The sequence below is a fragment of the Kitasatospora sp. NBC_01246 genome, assembly GCF_036226505.1.
In the GTDB taxonomy this organism is placed as follows: Bacteria; Actinomycetota; Actinomycetes; order Streptomycetales; family Streptomycetaceae; genus Kitasatospora.
Window position 1 is genome coordinate 6,045,308 of the sequence record NZ_CP108484.1, and the last position, 22,715, is coordinate 6,068,022.

A 22,715-nucleotide genomic window follows, 5' to 3' on the forward strand; every position below is an offset into this window, starting at 1 on the left:
GGCGCCGTGCGAGGCCCCCGGAGCAGTCCACCGGGACCACCTTCCCCACTCCGCCCCCGCGGTAGCCGCGCCACCCGACGCCGTCAGGCCCTAGGCTTCAGGAGTTGAAGGGATCGCCCGGCGGAGGGGTTCCCTCGCCCTTGGAAGGGTGGATCATGGCGACGGACACACCGGGTTCGCAGTCCTCACTGCACCGGGCCAACCTGGAGCGGGTGCTGCGCGCGGTACGGATGGCCGGCTCGCTGACCCAGGCCGAGATCGCCCGCGCCACCGGCCTCTCGGCGGCGACCGTGTCCAACATCGTCCGGGAGCTCAAGGAGAGCGGCACCGTCGTGGTCGCCGACACCTCCTCCGGCGGCCGCCGCGCCCGCAGCGTCTCGCTCAGCGGCGACGCCGGCATCGTGGTGGGGATCGATTTCGGCCACACCCACCTCCGGGTCGCCGTCGGCAACCTCGCGCACCGGGTGCTCGCCGAGGAGAGCGAGCCGATCGACGTCGACGTCTCCGCGGCCCAGGGCTTCGACCGCGCCGAGGCGCTGGTGGACCGGCTGCTCCAGGAGGCCGGCTTCCGCCCGGACAAGGTGATCGGCGTCGGCCTCGGCGTCCCCGGCCCGATCGACGTGGAGACCGGCGCGCTGGGCTCCACCGCGATCCTGCCCGGCTGGACGGGCATCGCCCCCGGCCGGGAGCTGGCCGAGCGGCTCGGCATGCCGGTGCACGTGGACAACGACGCCAACCTGGGCGCGCTCGGCGAACTCGTCTGGGGCGCCGGCCGCGGTCTGAGCGACCTCGCCTACATCAAGGTGGCCAGCGGCGTCGGCGCGGGACTGGTGGTCAACGGGCAGATCTACCGCGGCCCGGGCGGCACCGCCGGTGAGATAGGGCACATCACGCTGGACGAGGCCGGCCCGGTCTGCCGCTGCGGCAACCGCGGCTGCCTGGAGACCTTCGTCGGCTCCCGCTACCTGCTCGGCCTGCTCTCCTCCACGCTCGGCCAGGACCTGAGCGTGCCCCGGGTGGTCGAGCTGGCCCACCAGGGCGACCTCGGCTGCCGCCGGGTGATCGCCGACGCCGGCCGGCAGATCGGCACCGGTGTCGCCACCCTCTGCAACCTGCTCAACCCGCGCCGGGTGATCCTCGGCGGGGACCTCGCCGACGCCGGTGAGCTGGTGCTCGGCCCGATCCGCGACTCGGTGGCCCGCTACGCCATCCCCAGCGCGGCCCGCCAGCTCTCGGTCGTCCCGGGCACCCTGGGCGGCCGGGCCGAGGTGCTCGGCGCGCTCGCCCTGGTGATGAGCGAGATGGACGACTCCAGCCCGATCGGGCGGTCCGTACAGGCGTCCGTCGCCCGGCCGTGAGTGCCGGCCGGTCCGCGGCGGTCCGACCGTCCGTGTCCGGCGCCGACCGGGTCTGCCGCCCTTCGACCGTCCGTGCCCGCCCCCGGACCCTCCGTGGCCGCGGCACGCCGCGAACGCCGAGTACGGGCCGCCGGCACCGGGCACCCCGCTCGGTGTCCGGTAGGCGGACATTAGACTCGACCGGTCGGCGCACCGCCGAGACCGATCGGCGCGACGGCACACGGGCAGCGAGGCCCGTCGGACCGCCCGCGGTCCGCGACTTTGAACGAGGAGGAACGGGTGGCCCTGCTGACCCGCATTCGGGGACCGCGCGATCTCGACCGGCTCACGCCCGGACAGCTGGCCGCGCTGGCCCAGGAGATCCGGACCTTCCTGGTGACGGAGGTCTCCAAGACGGGCGGCCACCTCGGGCCCAACCTCGGCGTCGTGGAGCTGACCGTCGCGCTGCACCGGGTCTTCGACTCGCCGCGCGACCGCATCCTCTTCGACACCGGCCACCAGAGCTACGTCCACAAGCTGCTCACCGGCCGCCAGGACTTCTCCCGGCTGCGGATGAAGGACGGCCTCTCCGGCTACCCCTCCCGCGCCGAGTCCGAGCACGACGTCATCGAGAACTCGCACGCCTCGACCGTGCTCTCCTACGCCGACGGCCTGGCCAAGGCCAACCAGCTCCAGGGGAAGAAGGACCCGGTCGTCGCCGTGATCGGCGACGGCGCCCTCACCGGCGGCATGGCCTGGGAGGCGCTCAACAACATCGCCGACTCCAAGGACCGCCCGCTGGTCATCGTCGTCAACGACAACGAGCGGTCCTACTCCCCGACCATCGGCGGGATGGCGAACCACCTGGCCACGCTGCGCACCACCCAGGGCTACGAGCGCTTCCTCTCCTGGGGCAAGGACGCCCTGCAGCGCACCCCGGTGGTCGGCCAGCAGCTCTTCGAGACGCTGCACGGCGCCAAGAAGGGCCTCAAGGACTTCATCGCCCCGCAGGGCATGTTCGAGGACCTCGGCCTCAAGTACATCGGCCCGATCGACGGCCACGACCTCACCGCCCTGGAGTCCGCGCTCACCAAGGCGCGTGGCTTCGGCGGCCCGGTGATCGTGCACTGCCTCACCGAGAAGGGCCGCGGCTACCACGCCGCCGAGAACAACGAGGAGGACCGCTTCCACGCGGTCGGCGTGATCCACCCGGAGACCGGCCTGCCGATCAAGAGCGCCGGCAAGGACTGGACGTCCGTCTTCGGCGAGGAGATGGTCGCGCTCGGCCGCGAGCGCGAGGACATCGTCGGCATCACCGCCGCGATGCTCCACCCGGTCGGCCTGGCCCCGTTCGCCAAGGCCTTCCCGGACCGGATCTTCGACGTCGGCATCGCCGAGCAGCACGCCGTGACCAGCGCGGCCGGCATGGCCACCAACGGCCTGCACCCGGTGTTCGCGGTCTACGCGACCTTCCTCAACCGGGCCTTCGACCAGGTCCTGATGGATGTGGCGCTGCACCGGCTGGGCGTCACCTTCGTGCTGGACCGGGCCGGTGTCACCGGCACCGACGGCGCCTCGCACAACGGCATGTGGGACATGTCGATCCTCCAGGTCGTCCCCGGTCTGCGGCTCGCCGCCCCGCGCGACGCCGACCAGCTGCGCGCCCAGCTGCGCGAGGCCGTGGAGGTGGAGGACGCCCCGACCGTGGTCCGCTACTCCAAGGGCACGGTCGGCCCGGCCGTCCCCGCGGTCGGCCGGATCGGCGGCATGGACGTGCTGCGCGCCCCCGAGGCTCCGGCCGAGGAGCGCCGCGCCGACGTGCTGATCGTCTCGGTCGGCGCGATGGCCGCGACGAGCCTGGAGGTCGCCGACCTGCTGGCGGCCGAGGGCGTCACCGCCACCGTGGTGGACCCGCGCTGGGTCAAGCCGGTGGACCGCGCCCTGCCGGGCCTGGCCGCCGAGCACCGCGCGGTCGTCACGATCGAGGACAACGGCCGCGTCGGCGGTGTGGGCGCCGCCGTGGCGCAGGCGCTGCGCGACGCCGAGGTGGACGTCCCGGTGCGCGACTTCGGCATCCCGCAGGAGTTCCTGGACCACGCCTCGCGGCCCGAGATCCTCGCCGAGATCGGTCTCACCGCCCCGGACATCGCCCGCAAGGTGACGGCCCTGGTCTCCCGGCTGGACGGGGCGGCCGTCCGGGCCTGAGCCGCCCGGTCCGCGGCCGTTTGCCACAACTGGGCAACAGTTCGTCGCAAGACAGGCTGATAATCGCACCGAAAGGCGGGACCGGCGCTGCCCGCGCCGATCCCGCCCGGTAGGTTGTCATCCGTGCCGACCCCCACCCGCCCCCGCCTCGTCGGGCTTGCCGAGCGCCTGCCCGACCGCGTCCGCCAGGGTTACTGGACGAGGCTGGTGCCGGTGCTGGCCCTGGTCGCGCTCGCCACCCACATCCCCTCCTTCGTCCGGCCGGTCTGGAGCCCCGACGAGGGGTTCCTGGCCACCCAGGCCCGGATGCTGGCGGACGGCGGCGTCCTCTACGACACCGTGGTCGACCGCAAGCCGCCGCTGCTGCCCTGGCTCTACCAGGCCTGCTTCGCCGTCTTCGGCTCCGCCTCGCTCTGGCCGCTGCGCACCCTGGCCGTGGTCGCCCACCTGGTCACCGCGATCCTGCTGGCCTCGATCGCCCGCGGCCGCTGGGGCAACCGGGCGGGCGCCGGGGCGGGTCTGCTCTACCTGCTGGTCTCCATCGGGCTCTCCCCGGAGGACACCCAGGCGGCGACCTTCGAGGTCTTCATGCTGCCCGCCATGGTGGCCGCCTTCCGGTACGCCGAGCGCCGCCGCTGGCTGGCCGCCGGCATCGCGGTGGCACTCTGCTCGCTGACCAAGCAGACCGGCGGCGCCGTCCTGCTGCCGGTGCTCTGGATGCTGTTCCAGGACGCCCGCCGGCGCGGGGTCCGCTGGCCGCCCGCCCTGTTCAAGATCGGATTCGGCTTCACCCTGCCGATAGCGCTGGTCGCGGTGATCCTCACCAAACCCAAGGGCTTCCTGTTCTGGGTGGTCACCGGCAGCGGGGACTACGCCTCGGTGGGCGGCGCCTGGCTGCAGATGGCCGGCCGCGCGCTGGGCAACTCGGCGATCCTGGTCGGCGCCGGCCTGGGCTTCCTGCTGCCGGTCGGTCGCCGGCTCTGGCTGAAGCACCGCCACCGCCCGCTGCCGGTCGCCGGGGAGGAGCACGGCTCCACCACCGACCTCTGGGTCTGGCTGCTCTCCTCGGTGGTCGCGGTCAGCGTCGGGTTCCACTTCTTCGGCCACTACTACCTGCAGCTGATGCCCCCGCTGGTGCTGCTGGGCACCGGCGCGGTCGCCACCTCGGCGATCCGCTGGAAACCGGTCCTGGTGTACACCGCGGCCGCCGCCACGGTGTTCTGGGGCCTCGCGCTGGCCTGGCCGGGGGAGCGGCTCACCCGGACCACCGAGGTGGCCACCGCGGTCGCCGCGCAGAGCAAGCCGCAGGACACCGTGCTGGTCTGGGGCATGCACCCGGAGCTGTACTGGCTGGCCGACCGCAAGCCGGCCACCCGCTACCTGACCGCGGGCTTCCTGACCAACTTCAGCGGCGGCAAGGACGGCAACGCCAACGTCGGCGAGCAGTTCAGCGTCAGCAACGCCTGGCAGACCTTCGACCGGGAGATCGCCAAGGGCCTGCCCGAGATCGTCGTGGACGACTCCGGCCTGGCGCCCTACCAGCCCGGCATGATCCCGAAGATCGAGAACCTGCTGGACACCCACTACGAGATGGTCGGCGTCTTCGCCGACACCGTGGTCTACCGCCTCAAGCGCTGACCGCGCCCGGCGCGCGACAGGGCCCTCGCGCCCGCGCCCCGGGCTCCCCGGGCCCCCGGCCCCGCCGAGAGTGCCCGCCGCACCCCACCGCCCCCGCCACGACGCGCGGGAGCCCCGGTGACCCTGAGGTCACCGGGGCTCCCGCGTCGTACGGGGCCTACGCCTTAGGCGGGCACCGAGGCCACGCCGGGGGCGAGGAACCGCTTGCCGTTCACCCGCTCCGAGACGCCCTCACGGTCCAGGTACGGGGTGATCCCGCCAAGGTGGAAGGGCCAGCCGGCGCCGGTGATCATGCAGAGGTCGATGTCCTGCGCCTCGGCGACGACACCCTCCTCCAGCATCAGGCCGATCTCCTGCGCGACGGCCTCCAGAGCGCGGTTCAGCACCTGCTCCTCGGTCAGCACGGTGTCGCCGAAGGTGAGCAGCTCCAGCACCTCGGGGTCGAGCACCTGCTTGCCGTCGACCCAGGTGTAGAAGCCGCGCTTGCCGGCCTTGACCACCCGGCCGAGGTTCTCGGAGACGGTGAACCGCTCCGGGAAGGCGCCGCGCAGCGTCTCCGAGACGTGCAGCGCGATGGCCGGGCCGACCAGCTCCAGCAGCACGATCGGGGACATCGGCAGGCCGAGCGGCTCGACGCCCTTCTCGACCGTGGCGATCGGGGTGCCCTCGTCGATGATGTCCTGGATCTCGCCCATGAAGCGGGTCAGGATCCGGTTCACCACGAACGCCGGGGCGTCCTTGACCAGCACCGAGGTCTTCTTCAGCTTCTTCGAGACGCCGAAGGCGGTGGCCAGCGCGGCGTCGTCGGTCTGCTCGCCGCGGACGATCTCCAGCAGCGGCAGGATCGCGACGGGGTTGAAGAAGTGGAAGCCGACGACCCGCTCGGGGTGCTTCAGCTTCGAGGCCATCTCGGTGACCGAGAGGGAGGAGGTGTTGGTCGCCAGCACGCAGGTCGGCGAGACCACGTTCTCCAGGTCCGCGAAGACGTTCTGCTTGACGCCCATCTCCTCGAACACGGCCTCGATCACGAAGTCCGCGTCGGCGAAGCCGGCGGCCTTGTCGAGCGAGCCGGTGACCAGGCCCTTGAGCCGGTTGGCCTTGTCCTGGCCGATCCGGCCCTTGCCGAGCAGCTTGTCGATCTCGGCGTGGACGTAGCCGACGCCCTTGTCGATGCGCTCCTGGTCGATGTCGGTGAGGACCACCGGCACCTCCATCCGGCGGGCGAACAGCAGCGCCAGCTGCGAGGCCATCAGACCGGCGCCCACGACGCCGACCTTGGTGACCGGGCGGGCCAGCGACTTGTCCGGCGCACCGAACGGGCGCTTCGCCCGGCGCTGCACCAGGTTGAAGGCGTAGATGCCGCTGCGCAGCTCGCCGCTCATGATGAGGTCGGCCAGCGCCGCGTCCTCGGCGTCGAAGCCGGCCTGCAGGTCGGCGTCCTTGACCTGCTGGATGATGTCCAGCGCCTTGTAGGCGGCCGGGGCCGCGCCGTGCACCTTGGAGTCGGCGACCAGCCGGCCCCAGGCGACGGCGTCGTCCCAGGCCTTGCCGCGGTCGATCGCCTCGCGCTCGACCACGACGTCGCCCGTGAGCACCTTGGCGGCCCAGAGCAGCGACTGCTCCAGGAAGTCGGCCGGCTCGAAGATCGCGTCGGCGATCCCCAGCTCGAACACGTCCTTGCCCTTGAGCTGCTTGTTCTGGCTCATCGAGTTCTCGATGATGACCTTGATCGCCTTCGAGGGGCCGATCAGGTTCGGCAGGATGGTGCAGCCGCCCCAGCCGGGGACGAGGCCCAGGAAGACCTCCGGCAGCGAGAACGCCGGAACGCCCGCGCTGACGGTGCGGTAGGTGGCGTGCAGGCCGACCTCGACGCCGCCGCCCATCGCCGCGCCGTTGTAGAAGGCGAAGGAGGGGACGGGCAGCGCGGCGATCCGCTTGAAGACCTCGTGGCCGCCCTTGCCGATGGCCAGCGCGTCCGCGTGCTCCTTGAGGATCTCGACGCCCTTGAGGTCGGCGCCGACCGCGAAGATGAACGGCTTGCCGGTGATCGCGACACCGACGATCGCGCCCGCGGCGGCCTCGGCCTCGACCTGGTCCAGCGCGGTGGACAGCTTCAGCAGCGAGCCCGGGCCGAAGGTGGTCGGCTTGGTGTGGTCGAAGCCGTTGTCCAGGGTGATCAGGGCCAGCCGGCCGGCCTGCAGCGGCAGGTCCAGGTGGCGGACGTGCGCGGTCGTGACGACCTCGCCGGGGAACAGCTCGGCGCCCTGCTGCAGCAGCTCAGTCGTGGTGCTCATGGTCACTTACCACCCTCGAAGTGCGGGTTCTCCCAGATGATGGTGCCGCCCATGCCGAAGCCGATGCACATCGTGGTGAGGCCGTAACGGACGTCCGGGCGCTGCTCGAAGCGGCGGGCCAGCTGGTTCATCAGGCGCACGCCCGAGGAGGCCAGCGGGTGGCCGAAGGCGATCGCACCGCCGAACGGGTTGACCCGCTCGTCGTCGTCCGCGATGCCGTAGTGGTCCAGGAAGGCCAGCACCTGGACGGCGAAGGCCTCGTTGACCTCGAAGGCCTGGATGTCGTCGATGGTCAGACCGGCCTTGGCCAGCGCCTTCTCGGTGGCCGGCACCGGGCCGATGCCCATCACCTCGGGCTCGACGCCCGCGAAGGCGAACGAGACCAGGCGCATCTTGACCGGCAGGCCGAGCTCCTCGGCGACGTCCTCGGCGGCCAGCAGCGACGCGGTGGCGCCGTCGTTCAGACCGGCCGAGTTGCCCGCGGTGATGTTGCCGTGCGGGCGGAACGGGGTCTTCAGACCCGCCAGCGACTCCATCGTCGTGCCCGGGCGCATCGGCTCGTCCGTGGTCGACAGGCCCCAGCCGGTCTCGCCGACCTCGGGGTTGGAGTTGCGGACCGAGATCGGCACCAGGTCGGGCTGGATGTCGCCGTTGGCGTACGCCTTGGCGGCCTTCTCCTGCGAGCGCACGGCGTAGGCGTCGCAGCGCTCCTTGGTGATGTGCGGGAACCGGTCGTGCAGGTTCTCCGCGGTCATCCCCATGAACAGGGCGGACTCGTCGACGAGCTTCTCGGACACGAAGCGCGGGTTCGGGTCGACGCCCTCGCCCATCGGGTGACGGCCCATGTGCTCGACGCCGCCGGCCACGACCACGTCGTACGCGCCGAAGGCGATGCCGCCGGCGGTCGTGGTCACGGCGGTCAGCGCGCCCGCACACATGCGGTCGATGGCGTAACCGGGAACGGACTTCGGCAGGCCGGACAGCAGGGCCGCGGTGCGGCCGATGGTCAGACCCTGGTCGCCGATCTGCGTGGTGGCCGCGATGGCGACCTCGTCGATCCGCTCGACGGGCAGGTTCGGGTTACGGCGCACGAGCTCCCGGATGCACTTGACGACGAGGTCGTCGGCGCGCGTCTCGTGGTAGATGCCCTTCGGGCCGGCCTTGCCGAACGGGGTGCGGACGCCATCGACGAAGACGACGTCCCTCGCGGTACGAGGCACGGGGGCTCTCCTCCCAGGGACCAACAGGTTGAGGTGGGCAGGCTGCCGCCGTCCGTCGCACGGGGGCACGTGAGCGGCGCTGCTTCACCGTCATGCTACCCGCCGGTAACCAACCTGCCCAGGCCCGACGGCCGGTTCACCCCGTGTGTCCCCCGACACGTCCTCCCGGCGGAGCCCGGGAGCGGTGGCGCCGGGGCGCGCGGGCGGCCGCCCGGACACGACGGAGGGGATGCCGTCGCACGACGGCATCCCCTCCGCCGCGGCAGCGTTCCGCCGCTGCCACGGTCTCCGGTCCGGCCCGCGGGCTACTCCGGCTCGACCTCCGCGGCCTTGACGAAGGCCGCGGCCACGACCGGTGCCACCAGGTCGACCTGCCACTGCCGGGCGCCCAGCCGGCGCAGCGCGGCGGCCACGCCGACCGCGCTCGGGTCGGCCGGCGGCTCCCAGGAGACCCGGCGGACGAGGTCCGGCGTGATCAGGTTCTCGGCCGGCAGGTTGCGCGCCTCGGCCAGCTCGCTCACCGCGGCCCGGGCCCCGGACAGCCGGGCGGCCGCGACCGGGTCCTTCTCGGCCCAGGCGCGCGGCGGCGGCGGGCCGTCGTGCGGGGCGGCGGCCGGCGGCAGCTGGTTCTCCGGGACCTCCCGGCCCCGCTGGACGGCGGCCAGCCACTGCTCCAGCTGGCGGCGGTGGACCCGCGGCCCGAAGCCCTGGACGGCCTGCAGGGCGGCGATGTTCAGCGGCATGGCCAGCGCGGCGTTGACGATCGCGGCGTCCGAGAGCACCCGGCCGGGCGAGACGTCGCGCTCCTGCGCCAGCCGGTCCCGGGTCAGCCAGAGCTCGCGCACCACGGCGAGCTGGCGGCGTCGGCGGACCTTGTGCAGCTGCGAGGTGCGGCGCCAGGGATCGGTGCGCGGGGCCGGGCGGGGTGCGGCGGCGATCGCCGCGAACTCCTCCAGCGCCCAGTCGAGCTTGCCCTGGGCGTCCAGCTCCTGTTCGAGTGCGTCCCGCAGCTCGACCAGCACCTCGACGTCCAGAGCGGCGTAGCGCAGCCACGGCTCGGGCAGCGGGCGGGTGGACCAGTCGACGGCGGAGTGCTCCTTGGCCAGGCTCAGCCCGAGCACGCTCTCGGTCATCGGTCCGAGGCCGACCCGGGCGAAGCCGGCGATCCGTCCGGCCAGCTCGGTGTCGAAGAGCCGCTGCGGCCGCATCCCGACCTCGGCCAGGCAGGGCAGGTCCTGGGTGGCGGCGTGCACCACCCATTCGGTGTCCGCGAGGGCGGCGCCGAGCCCGCTGAGGTCGGGGCAGGCGATCGGGTCGATCAGCGCGGTGCCGGCGCCCGCGCGGCGCAGCTGGATGAGGTACGCCCGTTGGCCGTAGCGGTAGCCGGAGGCTCGCTCGGCGTCCACGGCGACCGGTCCGGTGCCCGCTGCGAAGGCGGCGACGGTGGCGGCCAGCGCCTCCTCGTCCGCCACGACTGGCGGGATCCCCTCCTTCGGTTCGAGGAGCGGGACCGGGGCTGCTTCTTCTTGGGTGGCTGCTACGGCGTCGGTCACTCACCAAGGGTACGACGGACCTCGGGGCCAGGAGTGTTGTCGGACTGGTCAGACCGGGTTCGTGACTATGCCACCGGGCGGCCTGCGCCGTCCCCGCTCCCGTGGTCCGGGACCGGGGGCGGTCCGGAGCGGCCGCGGGGGTCGCGGTGACGCCGCCGCGGGGCCGTCCGGACGCCGCTGCGGCGGTCCTGGAGGAAACGTTCCTCCAGGACCGCCGCAGCGGCCCACCGATCGCTCAGTGGATGATGCCGGTGCGCAGCGCGACGGCGACCATCCCGGCCCGGTCACCGGTGCCCAGCTTGCGGGCGATCCGGGCCAGGTGGCTCTTCACGGTGAGCGCGGACAGGCCCATCGCGACGCCGATGGCCTTGTTGGACTGGCCCTCGGCGACCAGCCGCAGCACCTCGACCTCACGGCCGGAGAGCTCGCGGTAGGCGGACTGCTGGGTACCCGGCGCGCCCGGCGCACCGGGAGCTCCGGGGGCGCCCGGCGCACCGGCGGCACCGGGCATCCCCGGCATGCCGGGGCGGCGCATCCGGCCGGCCAGACCACCCGCGCCGAGCGGCAGGCCGGGGCGACCCGGCATGGCCACGTTGGTGCGGGTGCCGGTGACCACGTAGCCCTTGACGCCGCCGGCCAGCGCACTGCGGACCGCGCCGATGTCGTCGGCGGCGGAGAGCGCGAGGCCGTTGGGCCAGCCCGCGGCGCGGGTCTCCGCCAGGATGGTCAGCCCGGAGCCGTCCGGGAGGTGGACGTCGGCGACGCAGATGTCGCGTGGGGTGGAGACCCGGGGGCGGGCCTCGGCGATCGAGGACACCTCGATCACGTCTCGGACGCCGAGCGCCCAGAGGTGGCGGGTGACGGTGTTTCGGACACGGGGGTCAGCGATGACCACCATGGCGGTGGGCTTGGTCGGCCGGTAGGCGACCACGTTTGCGGGGTGCTCAAGAAGGACCGACACCAGGCCTCCTGCGGGGAGTGGCGGACGGAACCCCGATGGGGCGGTCGGAGTGTTCCGCGTTTGGAAAGGGTCACAGTCTGCTTCGGCAGCTACCGTGCCCGGCTTTAGCGAAAGATCACGATCTAGTGAGTAACAATACGGACAAATCGCGCAGGTGACTGATACGACATGCCTGGAATTCGTACAAAATCGATCAGAGTCGGCATGAATCGGTCACGTCAGGCATCGCGTCAGGCCGGACAAATCGCCGCAGAGCGGGTCCGAAGCCACACTCCGTCAGCCCTGGGGGTGGCGCTGGGTCTGGTACCGCCGCCGGCGGCCGCGGACCACCCGTCAGTGCGAGCGCGGGCGCCGGCGGGCGGGCATCGGGACCACCCCACCGAGTGACGGCACGTCGACGGCCGGCTGCGGCGCGGGCGCGACCGGCGGCAGACCGGCGCTGATGCAGAGCAGGTCCCCCCAGGCGGCCAGGTGCCGCTCGAAGCGGCCGTCGGCCGGCGTCCAGGAGGCCCGGATCTCGATCTCGGTGGACGACTCGCGGTCGGCCAGGGCGCCGAAGTACTGCGAGGCGCACCTGGTCACCGTCCCGGACGGCTCCGCGTACCCGGCGCCGTGCGCCTGCAGCGCGTCCATCAGCCAGGCCCAGCCGACCTCGGAGAGCATCGGATCGCCGGCCATCTCCGGCTCCAGCTCGGCCCGGGTCATGGTCACCACGCGGAAGTCCCCGTTCCAGGCCTCCTGCCCGGCCGGGTCGTACAGCAGCACCAGCCGGCCGTCGGCCAGCTCGTCGCCGTCCACCTCCACCGAGGCGGTCAGGGCGAACGCGTGGGGGGCGAGCCGGCGCGGCGCCGGGGCGGGGGAGAGTTCGAGCTCGGGGCGCAGCCGCGCCGCCGTCAGAGCCTCGACCGCGGCCCGGAACTCGCTCGGCGCCGCCTCCCGACCCGTTCCGCCACCTGTTCCGCCACCCTGTGCGGGGTGCCCGCCGACCGCTGCCATGCCCCGAAGACTAGGTCGAAGGCCGGGGTAATCGCCGCAACTTCTGCCCGCGCGGCGTGCCGGGACGGCAAACCGACCAGATCTTGGAGGAACCGACGAGACCGGGCGGGGAGCCGGTCCGGGGCGCGTGCGAAGATTTGAACCGTGAGCGAGACAACGGCAGACACCACGGCAGTCACTCAGGCAGGCACCCCCACCGGTCAGCAGCCCTCCGTGCGACGCGGCGCCGCGCACGACTCCGCGTTCCTGCGGGCCTGCCGGCACGAGCCGGTGCCCCACACCCCGGTGTGGTTCATGCGCCAGGCCGGCCGCTCGCTGCCCGAGTACCTGAAGGTCCGCGAGGGCATCCCGATGCTGGACTCCTGCATGCGGCCCGAGCTGGTCAAGGAGATCACCCTGCAGCCGGTCCGCCGGCACAAGGTCGACGCGGCGATCTTCTTCAGCGACATCGTGGTGCCGCTCAAGGCCGTCGGCATCGACGTCGACATCAAGCCCGGCATCGGCCCGGTGATCGCCGACCCGATCCGCACCGCCGAGGACCTCCAGCGGCTGCGCCCGCTGGAGCCGGACGACGTCCCCTACATCACCGAGGCGGTCGGCCTGCTCGTCGACGAGCTCGGCGGCACCCCGCTGATCGGCTTCGCCGGCGCGCCCTACACCCTCGCCAGCTACCTGATCGAGGGCGGGCCGTCCAAGAACCACGAGAACACCAAGGCCATGATGTACGGGCAGCCCGAGCTGTGGGCCGCCCTGCTCGACCGGCTGGCCGACATCACCTCCGCCTTCCTGAAGGTGCAGATCGAGGCCGGCGCCTCCGCCGTGCAGCTCTTCGACTCCTGGGTGGGCGCGCTCGCCCCCGACGACTACCGCCGCTCGGTGATGCCGTCCAGCACCAAGGTCTTCGACGCGGTCGCCGGGTACGGCGTGCCGCGGATCCACTTCGGCGTCGGCACCGGTGAGCTGCTCGGTCTGATGGGCCAGGCCGGCGCGGACATCGTCGGCGTGGACTGGCGGGTGCCGCTGAACGTCGCCGCCGAGCGGGTCGGCCCCGGCAAGGGGCTCCAGGGCAACCTGGACCCGGCCGTCCTCTTCGCGCCCACCAAGGCGGTCGAGACCAAGGCCCGCGAGGTCCTGCACGCCGCCCAGGCGCTCGGTACCAGCGGCCACATCTTCAACCTCGGCCACGGCGTGCTGCCCAGCATGGACCCGGACGCGCTCAGCCGGCTGGTCGCCTTCGTGCACGAGGCCAGCGCGCGCTGACCGACGGCGTGGCGGGTCCCCGGGTGCCGGGGGCCCGCCACCGTCGTGCTCAGGCCTCCCGCCGTTGCGCCTCCTCCTCGTTCGCCGTCTCCCCGCTCTCCCCGCTCTCCCCGCGCCGCGGCGGCTCGGTGGGCTTCGGCGGCAGCGCGGGCGTCCGGCGCCGCCGGACCAGCCGGAGCACCGCCACCACCGGCACGAGCACCAGCAGGAACGGCGTCGCCGCCGCGACCGCGACCGCCAGTGCGCGCACGATCGCGACCAGGACGTCCCAGCCGCCGCCGAGGCCAGAGCCGACCGAGTGCCAGAAGCCGTCCTTCTTCGCCGGGGCGGCCTCCCCGTCCGGTGCCCTGGTCTCCGTCCTCTGCCGCACGTCCAGCGTGACCGTGGAGAGCGACGTCTTCGCCGACAACTCCTTCAGCTGCTTCTGCAGCGACTCCAGATCCGCCTCGCGGCGGCTCAACTCGCCCTCCAGGCTGGTGATCTCGGCCAGCGTCTTCGCCTGCGCCATCAGCGCCCGGACCCGGTCGACGCTCGCCTGCTGGGTCTGCACCCGGCTGCCGACGTCGGCGACCTGCTGGGTCAGGTCGTCCGCCTGGCTGCGGCGGGACAGCACCTCGCCCAGCCCGGCCAGCTGGTCCAGGGTCTGCTGGAACGCCGCCGACGGCACCTTCAGCGTCAGCTGACCGCTCTGCGGTCCGGCCACGCCGTCGGCGGGCTGCCCGCCGCTGCCGGTCACCGTCTCGCTCGCCACGTACCCGCCGGCGGCCAGCGCCAGCTCGCGCGCCCGCGCCAGCGCGGCGTCCGCCTTGGCCACCCGTACCGACAGCTGCGCGCTGTACGCGATCTGCCTGGTGTCCACCACCGGCACCGCGTCCGACGCCCCGGCGGCGGCGCCCGGAGCGGGCGCGGCCTTCGGCGCCGCCGACGCGGCCAGGCCCGGGGCCGCCGCATCGCCCGCCGGGGCCGCGGCCGACCTCTCCCTCGCCCCGCCCCCGTCCGCGCCGCACCCACCGGCCAGCACCGCCACCACGGCCACCGCCGCCAGTGCCCCCGCTCCGCGCCGTCCTCGTCCCACGACCCACCCCTCCCAGTCCTCGGTTGCGGCACCGCGTCCTCCGGCGCCCGGACCATTCGACGGCCGCCGCCCCCGATCGGACCCGCCCCGGAGGTCGCAGCTCGATCACGACTCGGCCGCACGCCGGTCAAGGCCCCGGCCCGCCGTCGCTCGTTCGGGTCAGCGGAGGGCCGCGGGCCGCCTCCCACACGCCGGCCGGGATCTTCCGGGGGCGGTTGCGGCGGCCGTGCCGTTCGCCGTCGATCTCGACCTCGACGGTCTCGTGCCTGTCCGGAAGTGGGCGGATTGAGGCATTGATGTAAGGACCTGCGAGACTGCGGGACATGTCGCAAGCACAGGTCGTCGTGATCGGTGGCGGTATCGCGGGGCTGGCCGCGGCCGCTTTTCTCAGCGGGGCGGCCGGCGGGGCCGCGCGGGCGCGGGTGACGCTGCTGGAGGCGTCCGACCGGCTCGGCGGGAAGCTGTACGGGGGAGAGGTCGGCGGGGTCCGGGTGGACCTCGGGGCCGAGTCGATGCTGGCGCGGCGGCCGGAGGCGGTCGAGCTGGCGCGGGCGGTCGGGCTGGGCGGCGAACTGGAGCCGCCCACCACCGCCAAGGCCGCGATCTGGACCAGGGGCGCGCTGCGGCCGCTGCCCGGCGGCCAGGTGATGGGCGTCCCCGGTGACCTGGTGGCGCTCGCCGCCTCCGGGGTGCTCAGCGCCGATGGCCTGGAGCGGGCCCGGCACGAGGGCGCCACCGAGGTCGGGGACGATGTCGCGATCGGGCGGTACGTCGCGGACCGGCTCGGGCGCGAGGTGGTCGACCGGCTGGTCGAACCGCTGCTCGGCGGCGTCTACGCCGGGCACGCCGACGAGATCTCGCTGCGCGCGGCCGTGCCCCAGCTGCTGGAGATCGCGCGCGGCGGGGGCTCGCTGGTCGAGGGCGTGCACGAGCTCGCCAACCGGCCGCGCACCGTCGGCACCCCCGTCTTCCAGGGCCTGCGCGGCGGTCTCGGCACGCTGCCCGAGGCGGTCGCCGAGGCCTGCGCCCGGGCCGGTGTCGAGCTTCGTACCCGTACCGCGGTGGAGGGGCTGCACCGGACCCCGGGGGGCTGGCGGGTGGTGACCGCCGGGGGCGGGGCGCTGGAGGCGGACGCCGTGGTGCTCGCGGTGCCCGCGCCCGCCGCCGCCCGGCTGCTGCGCGCGGACGCGCCGGGGGCGGCCGTCGAGCTGGACGCGGTCGAGTACGCGGGGATGGCACTGGTCACCCTGGCGTTCCGGCGGGCCGAGCTGCCCACGCCGCCGACCGGCAGCGGTTTCCTGGTGCCGCCGGTGGACGGCCGCCGGATCAAGGCGTCCACCTTCTCCTCCAACAAGTGGGGCTGGCTGGCGCGTTCGGCCCCCGACAGCTTCGTGCTGCGCACCTCGCTCGGCCGGCTGCGCGAGGAGCAGCCGCTGGAGCTGTCGGACGAGGAGCTGGTGGCGCGGTCGCTGGCCGATCTGGGCGAGGCGATCGGTCTGACCGCCCGCCCGTACGACACCGCGGTGACCCGCTGGCGGGCCGGCCTGCCGCAGTACCCCGTCGGCCACCTCGACCGGGTGGCCCGGATCCGGGCCGCGGTCGGCCGGGTGGGCGGGCTGGCCGTCTGCGGCGCGGCCTACGACGGCGTGGGCATCCCGGCCTGCGTCGCGAGCGCGCGGGCGGCCGTCGCCGCGCTCGACGAACTGTTGACCCCGGCGACCGGGGAGAACGTCACGGAGAGGACAATGGGCGCATGACTGAGACCGTTGAGCAGCAGCCGGAGCAGCAGCCCGAGAAGAAGAAGGCGCGCGACCTGAACCAGGTCATCCGCTACACCATGTGGTCGGTGTTCAAGCTCAAGGGCGAGCTGCCCGAGGACCGCACCGCGCTGGCCGCCGAGGTCGACGAGCTGTTCGCGCAGCTCGCCGCGAAGGACGTCACCGTGCGCGGCACCTACGACGTCTCCGGTCTGCGGGCGGACGCCGACATCCTGGTCTGGTGGCACGCGGCGGACTCCGACGACCTCCAGGAGGCGTACAACCGCTTCCGCCGCACCGGCCTCGGCCGGGTGCTGGAGCCGGTCTGGTCCAACATGGCGCTGCACCGCCCGGCCGAGTTCAACAAGTCGCACATCCCGGCCTTCCTGGCCGACGAGCGCGCGCGCGACTACGTCTGCGTCTACCCCTTCGTCCGCTCCTACGAGTGGTACCTGCTGCCGGACGCCGAGCGGCGCGCGATGCTCGCCGAGCACGGCCAGATGGCGCGCGGCTACCCGGACGTGCGGGCCAACACGGTCGCCTCGTTCGCGCTCGGCGACTACGAGTGGCTGCTCGCTTTTGAGGCGGACGAGCTGCACCGGATCGTCGACCTGATGCGCGACCTGCGCCCGTCCCGGGCCCGGCTGCACGTCCGCGAGGAGGTCCCCTTCTACACGGGCCGCCGCAAGCCGGTCAGCGAGCTGCTCAACGGCCTGGTCTGACGCCTCCGCCCGAGGGGCCGGCCGTTCCCGTCGAGGGGAGCGGCCGGCCCCTCGGCCGTCGGCGGGTCAGCTCCGGTGCGGGCGCAGGGCCGCGCGGAGGCGGGCGTCCGGCAGCGCGACGGAGCCGATCATCGCGACGGCGGTGAGCAGCTCGCGCTCGTCGTCGTCGGTGAGGCCGTGCTGGCGGGGCGGCCGGACCTCGCGCAGCACCTCCTGGCCGACCGGCGAGGCCCAGCGGGTGTAGGGGTAGACGTCGACCCGGGCCATCAGCAGCGTGCCCGCGGTCAGCACCAGCGGCAGGGAGAACCAGGCCAGCGGTGCCAGCGCGTCGCCGCCGGAGAAGCCGCCGACCGCCAGCGCGGCCGCCAGCAGCACCAGCGTGAGCAGCATCGCCTGCCGGACCTGGCGGATCACCAGGACGGTCTGCCGCTGCACCGGCGCCGGGGTGGCCAGACCGGCCAGTGCGAGGCGGCCGCCGATCTCCAGCACGGTCGGGTGGACGGACATCACCCGGCGCAGGTCGTCCGTCCGGCACTGGCCCCCGGGCCCGACGGCGGCGACCACCGCCCGCTCCAGGCGGCTGCGGCCCCTGGGGTCGACGACGGTGGTCCAGCCGGTGTGGGCGAGGTGCAGCCGGCCCCGGGAGGCCATCAGGACCAGGGCCAGTTCGACCACCCGGTCCGGGCCGCCCGCCAGGTAGGCCGTCTCGTACAGACCGATGCCGACCGCCTCGGGCGGCCGGGGCCCCTCCTGCCCGGCGAGCGCGTCGGCGGTGGCGGTCATCCGGACCAGCCGGATGCAGGAGAGCACCGCGCTGACGCAGGCCGGGATCAGGAAGAGCAACCACATGGGCCCGTTGTAGACCTGCCCCCGCTCCGGGCGGAACGCCTTTCCGGTGCGCGATATCGAACTGTGACTCGGGAGGGCGGTGGGCCTCAGGATCCGCAGCTGCTCCCGCCGCCGCAGCTGGAGGAGGATCCGCAGCTGCTGGAGCCGCCGCCGCAGCTCGACGAGGAGGAGCCACAGCTCGACGAGGAGGAGCCGCAGCTGCTGCCGCCGCAGCTCGACCCGGACGAGCCCGAGCCCGAATCGGAGCCGCTGCCGCACCAGGTGACGCCGCCGCAGGAAGTTCCGGAGGAGCCGGAGGAGCACGAGGTGTAGGTGGAGGACGAGGAACCGCCCGTCGCCGCGGCCTTGGCGGTCGCCAGGTCGGCCGCCGCCGCGGCGAGCATCGCCTCCTGGAGCTCCGCGTCGTCCAGCCCGGAGGCGGCCAGCCCGCTGAGCGCGACCGCGCCGAGCAGGACGCCGCCGGCCGCCCGCGGTGCCAGGCCGGCACTGGGCTTCCACGGCTTGCCGACGGACATCAGGGCGAGCTGACGGCGGCCGGCCGGGGTGATCCGCCCCTTGAACGGCCAGGTCACCAGCAGCGTCACCAGACCGAGGACCACCAGCACGGACGGGAGCCAGAGGACGGGGCGGTCCGCCTCCCCGTGGTCGACCGCGTGGGCGACCACGGTGGTCACCACCACGCTCAGCAGGGCGAGCCAGAGCAGCCGACGGGCCACCTTGGCCCGGTGCATCAGGGCGGGGTTGCGCAGCAGCCCGCGGTTGGCGAGCCCGTCGCCGAGCTGCTGGACGGCGGGGGCGCGCATCACCGCGCGCCGCAGCGGGGCGAGCTCCCGCTGCCCGGTCGGCCCGACCGCCTCGATGATCGCCTCGTCGACGGCGTCGTAGGCCTTCCGGGTGGTCAGCGTGACCAGGCCGGCCCGGTTGACGACGACGCGGCCGGCCTGGTGCATCCGGACCAGGGCGGTGTCGAAGACCCGGCCGGGGCCGCCGGAGAGGAACGCGGTGTCCAGCAGCGGCAGTCCGCGGCCGGGCAGGCCCTTGACCTGCGGTACCCGCCGGACCCGGCCCTTGGTGTACGAGGCGTACGACGCGGCCGCGACCAGCAGCAGCGCCGGTACGACGAAGAAGGTGTTGTGCCACATGGGCGGTTCCCCCGGAATGGTGTGGGTGGTTCTGGTTCAGTGCCGCGGGCCGGGCCGCAGGGCCCGGCGCAGGCGGGCGAGCGGCCCCTGCGGGCGCTCGGGCGCGGGGCCGTGGAGCCACCGCTCCAGGGCCCGCCGCTGCTCGGGGTCGAGCGTTGGGTCGAGCGCGGGGCCGGGCTCGGTGCCGGGCTCGGAGCCGGGCCGCCCGGCGTCCGGGCGGGTGCCCGGCTCGTCGGTGAGCGCCCACGCGGCGAAGGCGCGGGCGTCGGCGCGGTAGCCGCCGGTCTGCGGGTGCGTCCGCGCGTAGGCGAGGAACAGCGGCCCGTACCGCCGGCCGAGCAGGCGGGGCAGCTCCGGGGCCACCTTGGCGGTGGTGTCCCGGCGCTTGGCGGCCAGACCGGCCGACTGGGCGCGGACCTGGGCCGGGTCGAAGCCGGGCGGGACGGGCCCGCCGGCCACCAGGGCGGCCAGCAGTTCCTCCTGGCGCCGGGCCAGCGCGGCGCGGGCGGCGGTGAGGCCGTGGGCCTCGCCGGTCGGGCCGGTCATCCGGCCCGTCCCCCGTCCAGCACGCGGCGGATGGCGTCCAGTTCGGCCGCCAGCTCGGCGGGCGGCGGGAAGTTGGCGTCCCGCTCCAGCAGGACGCCGGGCGGTGCGACCCGGTCGCAGAGCTCGGCCAGCACCTCCAGCACCGGTTCGGTGACGGGGTGGGCGTGGGTGTCGTGCCAGATGCCGTCGATCATGGTGCCACCGGCGACGTGGACGTAGGCCAGCGCCTCCAGCGGCAGGCGGTCCAGTTCGGCGGCCGGGTCCAGGCCGAGGTTGACCCGGTTGGTGTGCAGGTTGGCGACGTCGATCAGGAGCCGGACACCGGTGCGCTCGACCAGCTCGGCGAGGAACTGTCCCTCGGTCAGTTCGTCGTCCGGCCAGGCCAGCTGGGCGGCGATGTTCTCCAGGGCCAGCGGCACCGGGAGCCGGTCCTGCGCGATCCGGACGTTCTCGGCGATCACTCTGAGGGCGTCGCGCGAGCGGGGCACCGGCAGCAGGTGCCCGGCCTCCAGGCCACCGGCCCGGACGAACGCCAGGTGCTCGGTCACCAGCGGGGAGCCGAGCGCGCCGGCCGCCTCCGCGAGCCGGTCGAGCCGTGCCGGGTCGGGCCGGTCGGCGCCGCCGAGGCCGAGCGAGACGCCGTGCGGGACCACCGTCACGCCGCGGGCCCGCAGGATCCGCAGCGACTCGGGGAGGTGGTCGGCGCAGACGTTCTCCGCGACCACCTCGACCCAGTCCAGGCCGGGCTGGCGCTCCACGACGGTGTCGATCTCGCCGCGCCAGCCCAGGCCGACGCCGAGCGCGGTGGGTGCGGGACCGGCCGTACCCGCCGGTCGTTCGGCGGCCCTGGTCGGAGCGGCGGGCGTCCTGCGCCGGACGGCAGGAGAGGTCATGGGTTCGCCCCCTTCGGAGGGCTGGGTGGGAAGCCGTCGGCCGACGCGGGCATCGTCGCCAGGGTCGGGCCGGGCCGTGCTGCTGAGGATGTCCCCGGTGGGGGCGGCTGCCAAGCCCCATCCGGTCTTCTCAGAGCATTATTTGAGCTTGTCGACCCGGTGATGAGGGACTTTGGTCCCGTCCCTGTCACCGGCCCCCCGGACGGGGCGGAAATTCGGAGGCGAACCGGTCGGCGGGGCGGTTACGGTACCCGCCCATGACGACGCTGACCGTGCGTGACTTCCGCCCCGCCGACGCCGAGGCCGCCGCGGCCGCCCACCGGGCGGGCCGCGAGCACCTGCTCCTCACCCCCGAGGTCTTCACCTGGCTGAACGCCCGCCGGGCCACGGGGGAGCACTTCCGCACCTTCGTCGCCGAGCTGGACGGCGAGGTGGTCGGCTCGGTCCGGTGCGGTGTGGTCGTCGGCACCACCACCCGGGGCATCGGGTACGCCAACGGCAGTGTGCTGCCGGCCTTCCGGCGCCGCGGGGTCTTCACCGCGCTGCTGGCGGCGGCCGAGCGGCACCTGGCCGGGCACGGCGTGGTCGAGCTGCACAGCTGGGTGGACGAGGAGCCGGCGTCACGCGCCTTCGCCGTCGCCCGCGGCTTCACCGAGGGGCGGCTGGCCCACTTCGCCGGCCGGGACCTCGCCCGGCCGCTGCCCGCCGTCCCGGCACTGCCGCCAGGGGTCGAGCTGCGCCCGGCCACCGACTGGGCGGACGACCCGTACCCGATCTTCGTGATCGAGGCGGACGCGGCCCTGGACGAGCCGGGCGAGATCGCGATGGACGCCGCCGACTACGAGGCGTTCCTGACGGGGGACTGGGCCCGCCCGGACCTCGACCGCGAGCTGACCGTGGTGGCGGTGGTCGACGGCGAGCCGGCCGCGTTCAGCGCGGTGCAGACGGACGGCGCGGAACGCTACTGGTCGGCGTTCACCGCCTGTCGGCGGGCCTTCCGGGGCCGGGGGCTGAGCAAGCTGGCCAAGACCGAGTCGCTGCACCGGGCCCGGGCGGCCGGCTACCGGTGGGCCTACACCAGCAACGACGCCACCAACGCGCCGATGCTCGCGATCAACGCGTGGCTCGGGTACGAGCGGTGCGCGAGCGAGCGGAAGTTCACCAAGCGGTCGGAGGGGTGACGGGCCGGGAGGGAGCGGCCGGTTTTGGTCACTCGAAAGAGTGAATCCGGCGCACTTCCCCCGCGCTGCGCCGGGTGGACCGCCGTGTCGGGAGTCCCCGGCGTTCTGTGCGGGCATCACCTCACGGCAGACAGTTCGTGCCCGAGTCTTCCTCGGTGGGGGATGCTATGGAGATCCTGCTTCAGGTCCTGGTCGGGTTCGTTCCGGCCGTGATCGGCTTTCTCGCGGCCCGCTCCCTCGCCCGGACCAGACTGTTCCTGCGGTACGGCTTCCTCCGGGTGCTGCTCGCCCCGTACGGCCGGGTCCAGATCGTCACCCCCAGCATCGAGGCGGCGGCGTTCGCGTTCGCGAAGGACGGCCGCCCGCTGATCAGCCGGGGGCCGAAGAACGTCCTCTTCATGCCGATGGCCGAGGCCCGGGCGATAGCCCAACTCACCGATCTGCTGAGGAAGATCAACCGGAAGGCGACGATAGAACTGGTCACCGCCGGGGCGCAGGACCCGAGGATGCCGACCTTCTCGATCGGCGGACCGAATGTCAATCCGTACGCGGCGACCGTGCTCGGCGCGGGATTCCCGGACTTCTGCATCGAGTACCCGGACGCGGCCCGGGCCCGCTGGGGCGGAATGACCTTCGAGGCGCAGTACAACGCGGCCGACGAGTTGATCCGGGACCACGGTTTCGTCTTCGTGACCCGGACGTCGCGGCAGGCGCCCTGCGTCGTGCTCTGCGGGGTCTTCGCCTTCGGCTCGGCGATGGCCGTGGAGGCGCTGGCGGCCGCCACCCGGAAGTCGCCGCTGGCGGCGATCTTCCGCGCGGGGGAGAAAGGATTCGTCGCGGTCGAGGGCCGGGTGATCGGTCTGGACACCGCCGATGTGACCGTCGAGGTCTGCCGGTTGCTGCCGGTGGTGTGAGCGGACGGCGCCCCGGGTGCGGGGCCGCCGGCCTTTCCGGCAGCTCGGGGCGGCCTTCCCGTCCTGCCCCTTGAGACGAAGTGGTCCAGACCGCACGGGTGCGAAACGGGACAGGTCGGGAGGGTCTGGGGCGCGAAGTGGCTTGAATCGCCGGTGTTTTGCTTCACTGTCA

16 protein-coding genes and 1 pseudogene are annotated in these 22,715 nt (G+C 73.8%); 8 read left to right on the top strand and 9 right to left on the bottom strand.

The features are described 5' to 3' along the window. Nucleotides 1-155: 155 nt before the first annotated feature. The 3 genes from OG618_RS26145 to OG618_RS26155 all read left to right on the top strand — a co-directional run bounded on the left by OG618_RS26145 (nt 156) and on the right by OG618_RS26155 (nt 5,180). Nucleotides 156-1,358: an ROK family transcriptional regulator gene (locus tag OG618_RS26145; protein WP_329489976.1), complete on the top strand. Its 1,203-nt coding sequence runs from the start codon at nt 156-158 to the stop codon at nt 1,356-1,358. 279 nt (nt 1,359-1,637) lie between these two features. Continuing rightward, on the top strand, nt 1,638-3,542 hold the full coding sequence (dxs, locus tag OG618_RS26150) for a 1-deoxy-D-xylulose-5-phosphate synthase (RefSeq protein ID WP_329489977.1): 1,905 nt from the start codon (nt 1,638-1,640) through the stop codon (nt 3,540-3,542). Between the two features lie 123 nt (nt 3,543-3,665). Next, nucleotides 3,666-5,180 (top strand): ArnT family glycosyltransferase, encoded by a 1,515-nt coding sequence (locus OG618_RS26155; RefSeq protein WP_329489978.1) that lies wholly within the window; start codon nt 3,666-3,668, stop codon nt 5,178-5,180. A 164-nt stretch (nt 5,181-5,344) separates the two neighbouring features. Here the strand turns inward: OG618_RS26155 and OG618_RS26160 are convergent, their stop codons facing one another. The 5 genes from OG618_RS26160 to OG618_RS26180 form a co-directional block, all read right to left on the bottom strand. Continuing rightward, nucleotides 5,345-7,474 (bottom strand): 3-hydroxyacyl-CoA dehydrogenase NAD-binding domain-containing protein, encoded by a 2,130-nt coding sequence (locus OG618_RS26160; RefSeq protein ID WP_329489979.1) that lies wholly within the window; start codon nt 7,472-7,474, stop codon nt 5,345-5,347. A 2-nt stretch (nt 7,475-7,476) separates the two neighbouring features. Further along, the gene (locus tag OG618_RS26165; RefSeq protein ID WP_329489980.1) at nt 7,477-8,694 is read right to left on the bottom strand and encodes a thiolase family protein; all 1,218 of its coding nucleotides are present in this window, start codon (nt 8,692-8,694) and stop codon (nt 7,477-7,479) included. Between the two features lie 305 nt (nt 8,695-8,999). Beyond that, a complete protein-coding gene (locus OG618_RS26170; protein WP_329489981.1) occupies nt 9,000-10,247 on the bottom strand; it encodes a ribonuclease D in 1,248 nt (415 codons plus the stop codon). Between the two features lie 235 nt (nt 10,248-10,482). Further along, nucleotides 10,483-11,208, bottom strand: coding sequence for a response regulator transcription factor (locus OG618_RS26175; protein ID WP_329489982.1), 726 nt, complete (start codon nt 11,206-11,208; stop codon nt 10,483-10,485). 333 nt (nt 11,209-11,541) lie between these two features. Then, nucleotides 11,542-12,204, bottom strand: coding sequence for a DUF3000 domain-containing protein (locus tag OG618_RS26180; protein ID WP_329489983.1), 663 nt, complete (start codon nt 12,202-12,204; stop codon nt 11,542-11,544). A gap of 144 nt (nt 12,205-12,348) precedes the next feature. Here OG618_RS26180 and hemE point away from each other — a divergent pair, with 144 nt between their 5' ends. Next, nucleotides 12,349-13,464, top strand: a complete 1,116-nt coding sequence (gene hemE / locus OG618_RS26185) for a uroporphyrinogen decarboxylase (RefSeq protein WP_442906867.1) — start codon at nt 12,349-12,351, stop codon at nt 13,462-13,464. 49 nt (nt 13,465-13,513) lie between these two features. Here hemE and OG618_RS26190 read toward each other — a convergent pair whose 3' ends face one another. After that, nucleotides 13,514-14,539 (bottom strand): DUF4349 domain-containing protein, encoded by a 1,026-nt coding sequence (locus OG618_RS26190; protein ID WP_329489984.1) that lies wholly within the window; start codon nt 14,537-14,539, stop codon nt 13,514-13,516. 323 nt (nt 14,540-14,862) lie between these two features. On the opposite strand from OG618_RS26190, the gene hemG reads away from it, so the two are divergent. Both hemG and hemQ read left to right on the top strand, forming a co-directional pair. Next, entirely contained in the window at nt 14,863-16,296 is a 1,434-nt protein-coding gene (gene hemG, locus OG618_RS26195) for a protoporphyrinogen oxidase (protein ID WP_329489985.1), read from the top strand. Beyond that, complete coding sequence (gene hemQ, locus OG618_RS26200) at nt 16,293-17,018, top strand: hydrogen peroxide-dependent heme synthase (RefSeq protein ID WP_329489986.1); 726 nt, start codon at nt 16,293-16,295, stop codon at nt 17,016-17,018. The genes hemG and hemQ overlap by 4 nt, the downstream gene beginning before the upstream one ends. A 66-nt stretch (nt 17,019-17,084) precedes the next feature. Here hemQ and OG618_RS26205 read toward each other — a convergent pair whose 3' ends face one another. The 3 genes and pseudogenes from OG618_RS26205 to OG618_RS26215 all read right to left on the bottom strand — a co-directional run bounded on the left by OG618_RS26205 (nt 17,085) and on the right by OG618_RS26215 (nt 20,343). Beyond that, nucleotides 17,085-17,867: a TIGR04222 domain-containing membrane protein gene (locus OG618_RS26205; protein ID WP_329489987.1), complete on the bottom strand. Its 783-nt coding sequence runs from the start codon at nt 17,865-17,867 to the stop codon at nt 17,085-17,087. An 86-nt stretch (nt 17,868-17,953) separates the two neighbouring features. Then, nucleotides 17,954-19,009: a TIGR04222 domain-containing membrane protein gene (locus OG618_RS26210; protein ID WP_329489988.1), complete on the bottom strand. Its 1,056-nt coding sequence runs from the start codon at nt 19,007-19,009 to the stop codon at nt 17,954-17,956. Nucleotides 19,010-19,045: 36 nt separating this feature from the next. Further along, nucleotides 19,046-20,343 (bottom strand): annotated as a pseudogene (locus OG618_RS26215) (DUF692 domain-containing protein). A 362-nt stretch (nt 20,344-20,705) separates the two neighbouring features. Between OG618_RS26215 and OG618_RS26220 the strand changes: the two are divergent. Both OG618_RS26220 and OG618_RS26225 read left to right on the top strand, forming a co-directional pair. After that, complete coding sequence (locus tag OG618_RS26220; protein ID WP_329489989.1) at nt 20,706-21,629, top strand: GNAT family N-acetyltransferase; 924 nt, start codon at nt 20,706-20,708, stop codon at nt 21,627-21,629. 167 nt (nt 21,630-21,796) lie between these two features. Continuing rightward, the gene (locus tag OG618_RS26225) at nt 21,797-22,543 is read left to right on the top strand and encodes a hypothetical protein (protein WP_329489990.1); all 747 of its coding nucleotides are present in this window, start codon (nt 21,797-21,799) and stop codon (nt 22,541-22,543) included. The last annotated feature ends 172 nt before the right edge of the window (nt 22,544-22,715 follow it).

Coding starts and splice junctions, on each gene's coding strand:
- OG618_RS26145 (WP_329489976.1), top strand. CDS start 156: ATGGCGACGGACACACCGGGTTCGCAGTCCTCACTGCACCGGGCCAAC.
- OG618_RS26160 (WP_329489979.1), bottom strand. CDS start 7,474: ATGAGCACCACGACTGAGCTGCTGCAGCAGGGCGCCGAGCTGTTCCCC.
- OG618_RS26180 (WP_329489983.1), bottom strand. CDS start 12,204: ATGGCAGCGGTCGGCGGGCACCCCGCACAGGGTGGCGGAACAGGTGGC.
- hemG (WP_329489985.1), top strand. CDS start 14,863: ATGTCGCAAGCACAGGTCGTCGTGATCGGTGGCGGTATCGCGGGGCTG.
- hemQ (WP_329489986.1), top strand. CDS start 16,293: ATGACTGAGACCGTTGAGCAGCAGCCGGAGCAGCAGCCCGAGAAGAAG.
- OG618_RS26205 (WP_329489987.1), bottom strand. CDS start 17,867: ATGTGGTTGCTCTTCCTGATCCCGGCCTGCGTCAGCGCGGTGCTCTCC.
- OG618_RS26210 (WP_329489988.1), bottom strand. CDS start 19,009: ATGTGGCACAACACCTTCTTCGTCGTACCGGCGCTGCTGCTGGTCGCG.
- OG618_RS26220 (WP_329489989.1), top strand. CDS start 20,706: ATGACGACGCTGACCGTGCGTGACTTCCGCCCCGCCGACGCCGAGGCC.
- OG618_RS26225 (WP_329489990.1), top strand. CDS start 21,797: ATGGAGATCCTGCTTCAGGTCCTGGTCGGGTTCGTTCCGGCCGTGATC.